A 13,739-nucleotide genomic window follows, 5' to 3' on the forward strand; every position below is an offset into this window, starting at 1 on the left:
CGGAGATAATCAGCTTTTTATATGTGAAAAGGCCGTTTTTACCAATAGATCAGATTGGTCATTTTCGTCAACATTCGATAAAATATATAGAGATAAAAAGAGAGGGGTCTTCTAATTTGGGAGCAGAGTTTTTAGTAGGCAGGTCCGGGAGTGGAAAAACGAAGCTGATCATCAACAGCATTCAGGATGAATTGCGCCGGGCTCCATTCGGGAAGCCGATCATTTTTCTAGTCCCGGATCAAATGACGTTTTTAATGGAATACGAGCTTGCTAAAACGCCAGATATGGGCGGGATGATACGCGCTCAAGTGTTCAGTTTTTCACGATTGGCCTGGCGCGTCCTCCAGCATACGGGAGGAATGAGCAGGCCGTTTCTGACGAGCACCGGCGTACAAATGCTTCTGCGGAAGCTCATTGAGGAGCATAAACAGGAGTTCAAAGTCTATCAAAAAGCGAGTGACAAAAGCGGGTTTACCGCACAGGTTGAGCGGATGCTGACAGAGTTTAAGCGCTATTGTCTGGAACCGGAGGATATCCGCCGGATGGCGGAAAGCGGAACGGCTTCCGAGTATCGCGGAGAACGTGTTTTATCTGAAAAGCTCCATGACTTATCAATTCTGTATCAGCAAATGGAAAAAAGCCTCGCAGATCAATATCTTCACTCTGAGGATTATTTGACATTGCTGGCAGAGCATATCCCGTTTGCGGAAGATATAAAAGGCGCCCATATCTATGTGGATGGCTTTTATCAGTTTACCCCGCAGGAATTCAGGGTGTTGGAGCAGCTTATGGTTCATGCGGAGCATATCACGTTTTCGCTCACAGCGGACAAGCCGTCATATGAGCGGGAGCCGCATGAACTGGAATTGTTCAGAATGACGGGGAAAACCTATTACCGCCTGCATCAGAAGGCGAAGGAACTGAATTTGGACATTACGTATAAAGAGCTGAGCGGGACTGAGCGGCATACAAAGACGCCGGAATTGGCGCATCTAGAGGCACAGTATGAAGCGCGTCCGGCCATTCCATACGCAGAAAAACAAGAAGCCCTTACTGTGATGCAGGCCGCAAACAGACGAGCTGAGCTGGAAGGAATTGCCCGGGAAATTCACGCCCTAGTCAGAGAGAAGGGATATCGCTATAAGGATGTAGCCATTCTTGTGCGCCAGCCGGAAGACTACAAGGATATGGTGAAGGAAGTTTTCGCAGATTACGAGATTCCTTATTTCATTGACGGAAAAGCATCTATGCTGAACCACCCGTTAATTGAATTTATCCGGTCAAGCCTTGATGTTCTGAAAGGGAATTGGCGTTATGAAGCGGTGTTTCGCTGCGTGAAAACCGAACTGCTATTCCCGCTCAATGAACCGAAGGCCAAAGTGAGAGAACAGGTCGATCAGCTCGAAAATTACTGTATCGCCTATGGTATTAAAGGCGACCGCTGGACAAAGGGCGATCGGTTCCAATACAGGCGTTTTGTGTCATTGGATGATGATTTTGCGCAGACTGATCAGGAAATCGAAATGGAAAACATGTTGAATGACACCCGCGATTGGATTGTTCCGCCGCTTTTTCAGCTTCAAAAACGCATGAAAAAAGCGAAGACGGTTCAAGAGAAGGCGGAGGCGCTCTATCGTTATTTAGAAGAGACGGATGTGCCGCTGAAGCTGGATCAGGAAAGGCAGCGTGCTGAGGATGACGGCAGAATCATTGAAGCACAGCAGCATCAGCAGGCGTGGGACGCAGTCATTCAGCTGCTTGAGGAGTTTGTTGAAATGATGGGAGATGATGAGATTTCTCTTGATTTGTTTCAGCAAATGATAGAAGCCGGCGCGGAGTCGCTTACATTTTCTCTAATTCCGCCTGCGCTTGACCAGGTGTTTGTCGGCAATATGGATTTGTCCAGAATGTATGGCACCTCCTGCACCTTTGTGCTCGGGGCAAACGACGGCGTTCTGCCGGCACGCCCTGATGAAAACGGGGTCCTGTCGGATGATGACCGGGAATGGCTGAAAACGATTGGGGTTGAGCTATCCTCAGGCGGACGGGAGCGTTTGCTTGATGAGCATTTCCTCATCTACATGGCGTTTTCAAGTCCGTCTGACCGGCTTTACGTATCGTATCCGATTGCTGATGCGGAAGGAAAAACGCTTTTGCCGTCGATGATCGTTAAGCGGCTGGAAGAACTGTTTCCGCATCATAAGGAGCGCCTGTTAACAAATGAACCTGAACAGGTCAGCGATGAGGAACAGCTGATGTATGTCGTGAATAAAAGCGTGGCACAGTCCTTTACCGCGAGCCAGCTCAGGTTATGGACTCGGGAATACGACATCAGCGACGTCTGGTGGAGCACGTACAATGTGCTGATGAGTGAGCCGGACATGCTGCAATCGAAAAAGCTGTTCTCAAGCCTGTTTTTCCGGAATGAAGTGAAGCAGCTTGAACGCAGCGTGTCGAGACAGCTCTATGGTGAACGCATTCAGGGCAGTGTCTCAAGAATGGAAACCTTTAACGCGTGTCCGTTTTCCCATTTTGCGTCACACGGGCTGCATCTGAAGGAACGGCAATTCTTCAAGCTTGAAGCACCGGATATCGGCCAGCTGTTTCATTCCAGCTTAAAGCTGATTTCAGACAGGCTACGTGAGAAAAAGCTGGATTGGCGCGATTTAACGAAAGAGCAATGCGAGCTGTTTTCCTATGATGCGGTAGAGCGGCTGGCACCGAAACTGCAAAAGGAAATTCTGCTCAGCTCAAACCGGCATTATTATGTGAAGGAAAAACTGCAAAAAATTGTGACACGTGTGTCCGGCATTTTAAGCGAGCATGCGAAAGCGAGCGGATTCGTACCGATCGGGCTTGAACTGGGCTTTGGAGGAAAAGGGCCGCTTCCGCCGCTGACCTTTCAACTGAAAAACGGCTGTACGATGGAACTCGTCGGGCGAATTGACCGTGTTGATAAGGCTGAAAGCTCAAAAGGCCTGCTCCTCAGGATTGTCGATTATAAATCAAGCGACAAAGGCCTTGACTTAGCGGAAGTATATTACGGATTGGCACTGCAAATGCTGACGTACCTTGATTTATCGATCACACATTCAGCTGACTGGCTCGGGATGAGGGCGACGCCTGCCGGAGTGCTGTATTTCCATATTCATGACCCGATGATTCAATCTAATCTCCCGCTTGGGCTTGACGAGATTGAACAGGAGATTTTTAAGAAATTTAAAATGAAGGGTTTGCTCCTCGGTGATCAGGAAGTGGTTCGCCTCATGGATACAACCCTTCAAGAGGGACGGTCAAATATCATAAACGCCGGCTTGAAAAAAGACGGATCTCTTAGATCAGACTCGGCAGCAGTCGGTGAAAAGGAATTTGATCTTTTGACAAAGCATGTGCGCCGCACCTTCCAGGAAGCGGGCGAACAAATCACCGACGGACGCGTATCCATTGAGCCGTACAAAATGAAGAACAAGACGCCGTGCACATACTGTGCGTTCAAATCAGTATGCCAATTTGATGAATCACTGGAAGAAAACGAGTATCGCCCATTAAAGGCTGAAAAGGACAAGACAATACTTGAGTGGATAAAAAAGGAGGCGGATGGCAATGAACATTCCTAAACCGGCAGACAGCACATGGACAGATGACCAATGGAATGCCATTGTTTCAACCGGCCAGGATATTCTTGTGGCAGCGGCTGCGGGCTCTGGTAAAACCGCTGTGCTCGTTGAACGAATGATTCGGAAAATCACCGCGGAGGAAAACCCAATAGATGTAGACCGTCTTCTCGTTGTGACATTTACAAACGCCTCAGCGGCAGAGATGAAGCACCGAATCGCAGAAGCCTTGGAAAAAGAGCTTGTACAGCGCCCCGGCTCGCTGCATATTAGACGCCAGCTGGCTCTTTTAAACCGGGCCAGCATTTCGACGCTCCATTCCTTTTGCCTGCAAGTGCTGAAGAAATATTACTACTTGATCGATCTTGATCCGGGCTTTCGGATAGCTGATCAGACGGAAGGCGAGCTGCTCGGGGATGAAGTGCTTGACGAGCTGTTTGAAGACGAATACGCAAAGGGTGAAAAGGCGTTTTTTGAGCTTGTTGACCGCTATACGACAGACCGGCATGATCTGGATCTGCAATTTCTCGTTAAACAGGTGTACGAGTATTCCCGATCCCATCCCAACCCGGAGGCGTGGCTGGAAAGCTTTGTTCATTTGTATGATGTATCAGAAAAGAGCGCCATCGAGGAGCTGCCGTTTTATCAATATGTCAAAGAAGATATTGCAATGGTGCTTAACGGGGCGAAGGAAAAGCTCTTGCGCGCGCTTGAGCTGACGAAAGCGCCGGGCGGCCCGGCGCCGCGTGCTGACAATTTTCTTGATGATCTTGCGCAGATTGATGAACTGATTCAGCATCAGGACGATTTCAGTGAACTATATAAGCGGGTGCCCGCCGTCTCTTTTAAGCGTGCCAAAGCAGTAAAAGGGGATGAGTTCGATCCAGCGCTCCTTGATGAGGCGACAGATTTGAGAAACGGCGCAAAAAAACTGCTTGAAAAGCTCAAAACCGACTACTTCACGCGAAGTCCTGAACAGCACTTGAAAAGCCTAGCCGAGATGAAGCCTGTCATTGAAACGCTCGTACAGCTTGTCATCAGCTATGGAAAACGATTCGAAGCTGCGAAACAGGAAAAATCAATCATCGATTTTTCTGATTTGGAGCATTACTGTTTAGCGATTTTGACAGCTGAGAATGACAAAGGTGAACGTGAGCCGAGCGAGGCTGCAAGGTTTTATCAGGAACAGTTTCATGAAGTGCTCGTTGACGAATATCAGGATACCAACCTTGTGCAGGAATCGATTCTGCAGCTCGTCACAAGCGGGCCGGAGGAGACTGGCAACCTGTTTATGGTAGGAGATGTCAAACAGTCGATTTATCGATTCAGGCTTGCGGAGCCGCTTCTTTTCCTCTCTAAATACAAACGGTTTACAGAGAGCGGAGAAGGCACGGGGCGGAAAATCGATTTAAATAAAAATTTCCGAAGCCGGGCTGATATTTTAGACAGCACAAACTTTTTATTTAAACAGCTGATGGGCGGCAAAATCGGTGAGGTCGATTATGACGAGCAGGCTGAGCTGAAGCTTGGTGCAGCGTATCCGGACAATGACGAGACGGAAACAGAGCTGCTGCTGATCGACAACGCAGAAGATACGGATGCAAGCGAGGAAGCAGAAGAGCTTGAAACGGTGCAGTTTGAGGCAAAAGCCATCGCTAAGGAAATTCGCAAGCTGATTTCATCGCCATTTAAGGTGTATGACGGAAAAAAGAAAACACATCGCAATATTCAATACCGAGATATCGTGATTTTGCTCCGTTCGATGCCGTGGGCTCCGCAAATCATGGAGGAGCTGAGAGCACAGGGCATACCGGTTTACGCCAATTTAACGTCAGGCTATTTCGAAGCGGTCGAAGTCGCCGTCGCGCTTTCTGTGCTGAAGGTGATTGATAATCCGTATCAGGATATACCGCTTGCCTCTGTGCTGCGCTCACCGATTGTCGGAGCAGATGAAAACGAGCTGTCTTTGATCCGGCTTGAAAATAAAAAAGCGCCGTACTATGAGGCGATGAAAGACTACCTGGCTGCTGGTGACCGGAACGATGAGCTTTATCAAAAGCTAAATACGTTTTACGGACATCTGCAAAAATGGCGCGCGTTTTCGAAAAACCACTCAGTATCTGAGCTGATTTGGGAAGTGTACCGCGACACCAAATATATGGATTATGTCGGCGGCATGCCGGGTGGAAAACAGCGCCAGGCCAATTTGCGTGTTCTTTATGACAGGGCGCGTCAATATGAATCAACAGCATTTCGAGGCTTGTTCCGCTTCCTGCGGTTTATCGAACGCATGCAGGAGCGGGGCGATGATCTTGGTACGGCGAGAGCGCTCAGCGAACAGGAGGATGTTGTCCGCTTAATGACGATCCACAGCAGCAAAGGGCTCGAATTTCCAGTCGTGTTTGCAGCAGGTCTCGGCCGGAATTTCAACATGATGGATTTAAATAAATCGTACCTGCTGGATAAGGAGCTCGGGTTCGGCACGAAGTATATTCATCCGCAATTACGCATCAGCTATCCGACACTTCCGCTCATTGCGATGAAGAAAAAAATGCGCAGGGAGCTGCTGTCAGAGGAATTGCGTGTTCTCTATGTTGCATTAACGAGAGCGAAGGAAAAGCTGTTTCTGATTGGCTCATGTAAGGATCATCAGAAACAGCTTGCAAAATGGCAGGCATCCGCGTCCCAAACTGATTGGCTTCTGCCGGAATTTGACCGCTATCAGGCGAAAACGTATCTAGATTTCATCGGGCCGGCTCTTGCCAGGCACAGAGACTTGGGGGATTTGGCTGGTGTGCCAGCACACGCTGACATCTCAGGTCACCCGGCTCGTTTTGCCGTTCAAATGATCCATTCCTATGATTTGCTTGATGATGATCTGGAAGAAAGAATGGAAGAAAAAAGCGAGCGCCTAGAAGCGATCCGCCGAGGTGAACCAGTTCCCGGCTCGTTTGCGTTTGATGAAAAAGCCCGCGAGCAGCTGAGCTGGACATACCCGCATCACGAGGTGACGCAAATTCGGACAAAGCAATCGGTTTCTGAGATCAAAAGAAAAAGAGAGTACGAGGATGAATACAGCGGCAGGGCCCCTGTAAAACCGGCTGATGGAAGCATTCTGTACAGACGTCCCGCTTTTATGATGAAAAAAGGCCTGACAGCGGCAGAGAAAGGGACTGCCATGCATACGGTTATGCAGCATATCCCGCTGTCACATGTGCCGTCGATAGAAGAAGCTGAGCAGACGGTTCACAGGCTTTATGAAAAAGAGCTTCTCACTGAAGAACAAAAAGACGCTATTGATATAGAAGAAATCGTGCAATTTTTCCATACAGAAATCGGCGGACAGCTGATCGGTGCTAAGTGGAAGGACCGGGAAATACCATTCAGCTTAGCGCTTCCGGCCAAGGAGATCTATCCTGATGCACAGGAGGCAGATGAGCCGCTTTTAGTGCAGGGTATCATTGACTGTCTCTATGAAACTGAGGACGGATTATATCTATTGGATTATAAGTCGGACCGGATTGAGGGCAAATTCCAGCATGGATTTGAAGGAGCGGCCCCGATCTTGAAGAAACGATATGAAACGCAAATTCAGCTGTACACGAAGGCAGTGGAGCAAATTGCAAAAACAAAGGTAAAGGGGTGTGCGCTTTATTTCTTTGACGGGGGGCACATTCTGACATTATAGCGAGATCCATAAGCTCCGGGATTTGTGGCGGAGCGGATCTCGTTTTCTATATAAAAGAGAGGTGAAAGCATTTGCGGATTTTACATACAGCTGACTGGCATCTTGGAAAAACGCTTGAAGGAAGAAGCAGGCTGAGTGAGCAGGCCGATGTGCTGGATGAATTGAATACGATTGTAAAGGATGAGCAGATCGATGCCATTATAATGGCGGGGGATGCATTTGACACCGTAAACCCGCCAGCTTTAGCCGAGCAGCTGTTTTATGAAAGCCTGTCTGCGCTTAGCGACAGAGGAAAGCGCCCGATCGTCGTCATTGCCGGAAACCACGATAATCCTGACCGTTTGTCCGCCGCTTCACCGCTGACACATGAAAACGGCATTCATTTAATCGGTTATCCGACAACAGAGCCGATTCATATTGAAGTGCCTTCAGCAGGAGAGCTTTTGGCGGTTGGAGCACTGGCGTACCCATCTGAAGCGCGGTTAAATGAAGTGCTATCCGATACGTTTGATGAAAAGCTGCTCCGTGATCACTATGATGTGAAAATCAGGCAGGCGTTTGAGCATATGACAAGCCGGTTCCGGACCGATGCAGTGAAGATTGCCGCCAGCCATATTTATGTGGCAGGCGGAAACCAAACCGATTCAGAGCGGCCGATTGAAGTCGGCGGTGCATACACGGTGGCTGCTGAAAGCCTGCCGGCAGATGCCGCTTACGTTGCGCTCGGCCATTTGCATCGCCCGCAAACGATCAAGCGGGCGCGGACGCTTGCGCGTTATTCAGGATCTCCGCTCGCCTACAGCTTTTCTGAAGCGGGCTATGCTAAATCAGTGACGATTGTGGACGCAAAGCCTGGGGAAGAGGCCACTTGGCAAGAGGTGTTATTATCAAGCGGCAAGCCACTTGTGAAGTGGAAAGCGGCAAATGGATTAAGTGAGGTGTACAGCTGGCTGGATGAAGGCAGAGATCAGAATGCTTGGATTGACTTGGAAATCCGTGTCGCGGACCAGCTGTCACTTGAAGAGATTCACAGGCTGCGGAAGGCGCACCCGGGCTTTATCCATATCAGGCCGGTTTTTGAAGAACAGAACAAAGAGCGGGAACGGATCGAGGTTAAACATGTCTCAATCGAGGACCGCTTTAAGAAATTTTATGAAAAACAAACTGGCGGTGCGGTGCCGGATGAAGAAATGGTGAAGCTGTTTTTAGAGCTTGCATCAGGCGTTGAAGAGGAGGATGCGAAATGAAGCCGATCGCCTTAAGCATTAAGGGACTCCACAGCTTTAGAGAGGAGCAGACGATAGATTTTGAAGGCCTTTCCGGTGCCGGTGTTTTCGGCATTTTCGGCCCGACAGGAAGCGGTAAATCCTCTATTCTCGACGCAATGACGCTTGCTTTATACGGAAAGGTGGAACGGGCGGCGAATAATACGCACGGTATCTTAAACCAGGCGGAAGATACGCTGTCTGTTTCCTTTACCTTTGCGCTTCAGACGAATCACCAAATCTCATACAAAGTCGAGCGTGTGTTTAAGAGAACGGATGAAATGAAGGTAAAAACGGCACTTTGCCGCTTCATCGAAATCAAGGACGAGCATACGGTGCTGGCTGATAAAGCCAGCGAAGTGAATAAAAGAGTTGAGGAGCTCTTAGGGCTGACGATCGACGATTTTACGAGAGCGGTGGTGCTGCCCCAAGGGAAATTTGCTGAATTTCTGTCTTTAAAAGGGGCAGAGCGCAGGCATATGCTTCAGCGTTTATTTAATTTGGAGCAATATGGAGACAGGCTTGTGAAAAAGCTGAGACGGCAGGCGCAGGAAGCCAATGCGAGAAAAAATGAAATGCTTGCTGAACAGTCCGGTCTCGGTGAGGCGAGCTCAGAGGCAGTGGAGCAGGCTGAAAAGGCTCTCGAACAAGCTGAAGCCCAGCTGGAAGCGATGAGGAAGAATCGTGATCAGGCGAAGGAGCGGTTTACAGAGCATCAGGAGATATGGAATGTCCAAAAGGAAAAATCCGCTTATGAAGAAGAGGAAAAACGTCTCGCAGAAGAACAGCCGCATATAGACAGCATGCAAAAACGCCTGCTGGAAGCAGAAACAGCAGCAGCCCTTAAGCCCTATGCGGACCGGTACGCAGAAGCGATCCAGCATGAGGAGCAAGCTGAAAAGGAACAAACGCTAGCCCAAAAGGATTTAGCAGACCGGACAGCTTTCTTTCAGCAAAAACATGAAGAGTATGAAGCGTGGCGCCAGCATAAAAGCGAGAAAGAGCCTGAGCTTTTAGCTAAACAGGAACAGCTTTCACGCTTGCAGGAAATCGAAATCAAACTGAGTGAGGCCAAGCAAGAGGAAGAGCGCAAAAAGGCTGACCTCCGGCAGAAAGAAGAGGCTCTTCAATCTGTCATGAATGAATTAGAGACCGTAACAGACCGCCTGACACGAGGGCAAAACAGACAGACAGAATTGAAGCAGCAGCTCAAATCCCTGCAGGTGACATCAGATGAGCGAAAAAGCTGCCAGCAGGCCGCAGAAATGGCATTGCGCATCAGACAAACCGAGGAGCAAATCAAAAAAGAGAAAAAACGAAGTGACGAATTGAACCTCGTGCTTCAGAAGATGAATGAAGAGAAGAATACACTCGTTCGAAAGACGGAAGCGGAAGAAAACAACATCATTCAGGCATATGAGGCTGTACAAACTGTGTACCATTTGGTGTGCGAAACGGAACGCTCATTAACACATATGACGGAAGAGGCTAGAAAGAGTCAACACACGCTTCACTTACAGCGTGAAAAAGCAAGGGTGGCACTGCTGACAAAAGAGTTAGCCCAAAAGCTGACTGCCGGAAAGCCTTGCCCGGTATGCGGTTCAACCGATCATGATCCATCTGCCTCAGTACATGAAACGTATGAAGCCGACAGCCATCTTGAAGAGGACATCAAACGGACAGATGTGTTATTGACGGAAGCTGCAGCTCTCAGCCAGGAGATTCTTTCAGCCAAAATTACGCTTGAAGAACAGTCCGCGCGCTTTATTGAACAGTGTCCGTTTTTGCAGACAATTCAAACACAGAACCTTGAAGCGGCAGCTTCCTTCGAACATCAGCCGGTGTATGAAGCATTTGAAACTGCCAAATTCGAATGGAAACGAATCAAGCAGGACATTCTTTCTGTTAAGACACGAATGGCACAAATGATTGGCGCCTATCAGGAGTCTTTAAAAAAGGCCGAGCAGCTTAATGAAAAAATCGGTTTTGAAAAAAGAGAAGCTGACCGTATTGAAAGCATCATCAGCGAGCTTCAATCCTCAATGGACAGCAGTCTGAACATGTTTAAAGAAGCATTTCAGAATCAATCTGTGGACGAAGCAGAAAAATGGCAGCAAGCCATTGAAGAAAAGGACCGGGCTGCAGAAGAATGTGAAAAACGAATTGAGAAGAGTATCGCGTTTCTTGCTGAGCATGAAGCACAAAAGGAAAAACTGCGGGAATCTGGACACCGGCTTGAACGGGAAAAGCTGGAGCTTCACTATGCGGCTGAACGCATCAAGAGCGTGATAGCTGATTATGAGCACGAACTCGGAGATTATGCAAAAGGAGATTCGATTCAAATCAAACTCCGCTCTGTCCAGCAGGATCTAAAGCTGTTAAAGGAAAAAGAACAATCTTTATATGAAGAACTGCAAAGCGCCCAAATGAAGCTCAACCAAGCGAAAAGCCGCGCTTCTGCAAGCGAGCTCACTCTTCAAGAGGCGAAGGGCAGATTGGAAAAAGCAAAAGCTGCTTGGCTTGAGAATACAAAAAACACCTCCATTACCCGGACTGAGGAGGTTGAACAAAGTCTCATCCCAGCTGATGAACTTGAAAAGATGAAAACCGGCATAGACCAGTTTATGGATAAACTGAAGCAAAATGCTGCAAACTTAAAACGAGTAGCAGAGATACTTGCCGGCAGAGCATTATCAGAGAGCGAATGGAACGAAACCGTTGCAGCATTACAAGAAGCTGAGGACGCATTTGGCGCTGCTATAGAGGAAAAAGGCGCGGCAGCAAAAGCACTGGCTGTCATTCGCGACCATCATAAACGGTTTAATGAAATTGAAGCTGAACTGAAAAAATGGCAGACGCATATCGACAGGCTGGACAAGCTGCAAGCTGTGTTTAAAGGCAATACCTTCGTCGAATTTTTAGCTGAGGAGCAGCTTGAAAGCGTTGCGAGGGACGCCTCAGCAAGACTCAGTATGCTGACAAGACAGCGCTATGCTATCGAAGTAGATTCAGAAGGCGGCTTCGTGATGCGGGATGACGCGAATGGAGGCGTACGACGCCCGGTTTCCAGTTTGTCTGGAGGAGAGACCTTCCTCACCTCGCTTTCACTTGCTCTTGCGCTGTCTGCGCAGATTCAGCTTCGGGGGGAATACCCGCTGCAGTTCTTTTTCTTAGATGAAGGCTTCGGCACACTGGATCAAGATCTGCTTGATACGGTTGTAACGGCCTTGGAAAAACTTCAGTCAGACAATCTGGCTGTCGGTGTCATCAGCCATGTGCAGGAACTGCGTGCACGGCTTCCGAAAAAGCTGATCGTCCATCCGGCTGAACCGAGCGGCCGCGGTACGCGGGTATCACTTGAGTTGATGTAAGGGAGGAGCGGATATGGCAAAGCAGACTGCCGGAATATGTGAGCTGTGCGGCCGGAGCAATGTCCAGCTGACAGAGCATCATCTCACACCGAAAGAGGAAGGCGGAACGTTTTTGCCGACAGCGATGCTCTGTATTCCTTGCCATAAACAGATTCATGCCTTATATACCAATCAAGAGCTCGCCGTACGTTTAAACGGAATGGCTGGACTCAGAAGCGATCCAGAGCTTGCCCGGTTTGTCAAATGGATCAGAAAACAGCCGCCTGAGAAGCTGATCAAAACAAAGAAATCAAATGAACGAAAAAAGAAAAAATGACTAAAAAGCAGCCCTCTCTTTGCAGAGCGGCTGCTTTTATCCGTTTCCAACCATATCCTGATCGTTGACATCGGGGTCTATATAATTTGTCGCGTTGACTGCATTATTTAATAGAAGGAAATCTCCCGTGTTTCCTGCTCCCGAACCGAGCGCAGATTTTGAAGAGCTTTTCGGAGAAAGGTAAAAGGAATCACCAAAGTTTACGACTCCGCCCGATATGGAATTGATAGCTATAGGCCCGACAATTGCTGGCATAAACGACACCCTTTATCGAAGTCTCTGTTTATTATATGTTCTTGGCGGGCGATTGTGAGCGCGGAGACTGAATCTGTCTGATATGTTTGAGTCTCGCATCACCGCGAATAAGCGAAGCTGATCCGGCATGTAAAACAGAAGAGGCTGAGACCCCTTGAATTTTGATGCTGCGAACATAAATAGCCGGCACCTCGTGGCAAAACGCGCTTTGTACACCTGTTTCGGGGAGCGGCTTCACGGCCTGCTGCTGAAAGATCTGATACTCCTTTTTGTTAAATGAGCCTTCATTATGGTAAAACGTGGACAGAGAACGCTGCACAGCAAATACTTTTACACTCATATCGATTTCATTTGTGTCGCCAACTTGAAACACACTTGCGATCCCGAGAGAATTAAACTTAACTAGTCTGATGCGCGATATGCGTTTAAGCATTATTCTGGCGCAAGCGGAGCAAACGGCCCAATAATAAGAGATTCAGGTGGTGTATCAAAAATAGAAGACAGGTAAATGGATTCAGTGTCTCCGATGTGGAAAACGGAGGAACTGGACACACCGTTCATCCGGATGTCCCCGACTTCCAAGCTGCGGTTGATGACTGTAAAGATCATGCTTGCTCATCTCCTTTCATTTCTGATGGAATATGCTCCAGAAAGTGTTCTACAGCGCGGATGACATCACGCTTCACATGCTCAGCGATATGTTCTGCATATTGTGCAGGCGGTGTATTTTCTTCTTTTTTGATATGGGACATATAATAGTGAATCCTGCTGTCCATTTGTTTTCTGATGTCTTCAATAACATGATGTCTGTTTGTATCGTCAAGTCTGCTGTCATATTGATTTTCAAGCTGTTCCAAAATATCTGGGATTTCCTCGGTTAAGTACATGTCGACATTCTGGCGGATCTGCTGCATGAGCTGAGCGCTCTCTTCCTGCTGCATCATCCCGATTTGCGGTGTCGACTGGCTGACGTCAAAGTTTTGGACGCTGTTCGGGTCAGTCGGATTTAAACCGATGTTCAAAGTCCCGTCGAGCCTTTCGATTTTCAACTGATCAAATTTATACTCCACACGCTCAATGGTAGTGGCCGGCCGCTGTTTCATCGTATTCATTTCAGTTTGAATCTCTTTCAGCTGACGTTCGAGCTGCTGAATGTGAATCGCCTGCTGCTGAACGAAGGAATTCAAGTTTTGCAGGTAAGAGGAAACAGATTGATCATACATGTTCTTC

At 48.2% G+C, this 13,739-nt stretch carries 9 protein-coding genes; 5 read left to right on the top strand and 4 right to left on the bottom strand.

Features of this window, described 5'->3' with window-relative positions; translation table 11 throughout:
* Window positions 1-116 precede the first annotated feature (116 nt).
* The 5 genes from addB to hlpB all read left to right on the top strand — a co-directional run bounded on the left by addB (window position 117) and on the right by hlpB (window position 12,254).
* Window positions 117-3,617, top strand: coding sequence for a helicase-exonuclease AddAB subunit AddB (gene addB, locus NSQ16_RS05630; RefSeq protein ID WP_327837747.1), 3,501 nt, complete (start codon window positions 117-119; stop codon window positions 3,615-3,617).
* The gene (addA, locus tag NSQ16_RS05635) at window positions 3,604-7,302 is read left to right on the top strand and encodes a helicase-exonuclease AddAB subunit AddA (protein WP_230488445.1); all 3,699 of its coding nucleotides are present in this window, start codon (window positions 3,604-3,606) and stop codon (window positions 7,300-7,302) included. The genes addB and addA overlap by 14 nt, the downstream gene beginning before the upstream one ends.
* A gap of 71 nt (window positions 7,303-7,373) precedes the next feature.
* Entirely contained in the window at window positions 7,374-8,549 is a 1,176-nt protein-coding gene (gene sbcD / locus NSQ16_RS05640; protein WP_230488446.1) for an exonuclease subunit SbcD, read from the top strand.
* Window positions 8,546-11,938, top strand: coding sequence for an exonuclease subunit SbcC (gene sbcC / locus NSQ16_RS05645; RefSeq protein WP_230488447.1), 3,393 nt, complete (start codon window positions 8,546-8,548; stop codon window positions 11,936-11,938). Before sbcD ends, sbcC begins: the two co-directional genes overlap by 4 nt.
* A gap of 13 nt (window positions 11,939-11,951) precedes the next feature.
* Complete coding sequence (gene hlpB, locus NSQ16_RS05650; protein ID WP_213414398.1) at window positions 11,952-12,254, top strand: HNH nuclease-like protein HlpB; 303 nt, start codon at window positions 11,952-11,954, stop codon at window positions 12,252-12,254.
* Between the two features lie 36 nt (window positions 12,255-12,290).
* On the opposite strand, the gene NSQ16_RS05655 is transcribed toward hlpB, so the two are convergent.
* The 4 genes from NSQ16_RS05655 to NSQ16_RS05670 are packed head-to-tail and all read right to left on the bottom strand — an operon-like array spanning window position 12,291 to window position 13,732.
* Window positions 12,291-12,509, bottom strand: coding sequence for a spore germination protein (locus tag NSQ16_RS05655; protein ID WP_003233096.1), 219 nt, complete (start codon window positions 12,507-12,509; stop codon window positions 12,291-12,293).
* 31 nt (window positions 12,510-12,540) lie between these two features.
* Window positions 12,541-12,942 (bottom strand): spore germination protein GerPE, encoded by a 402-nt coding sequence (locus tag NSQ16_RS05660; protein ID WP_010886467.1) that lies wholly within the window; start codon window positions 12,940-12,942, stop codon window positions 12,541-12,543.
* Window positions 12,942-13,118 carry a spore germination protein GerPD gene (gene gerPD, locus NSQ16_RS05665; RefSeq protein ID WP_003233093.1) on the bottom strand — a complete coding sequence of 59 codons (177 nt, stop codon included), beginning with the start codon at window positions 13,116-13,118 and terminating at the stop codon, window positions 12,942-12,944. The genes NSQ16_RS05660 and gerPD overlap by 1 nt, the downstream gene beginning before the upstream one ends.
* On the bottom strand, window positions 13,115-13,732 hold the full coding sequence (locus NSQ16_RS05670) for a spore germination protein GerPC (RefSeq protein WP_003245548.1): 618 nt from the start codon (window positions 13,730-13,732) through the stop codon (window positions 13,115-13,117). The genes gerPD and NSQ16_RS05670 overlap by 4 nt, the downstream gene beginning before the upstream one ends.
* Between the last annotated feature and the right edge of the window lie 7 nt (window positions 13,733-13,739).

The organism is Bacillus sp. PS108 (assembly GCF_037963335.1).
Taxonomy (GTDB): Bacteria; Bacillota; Bacilli; order Bacillales; family Bacillaceae; genus Bacillus; species Bacillus subtilis.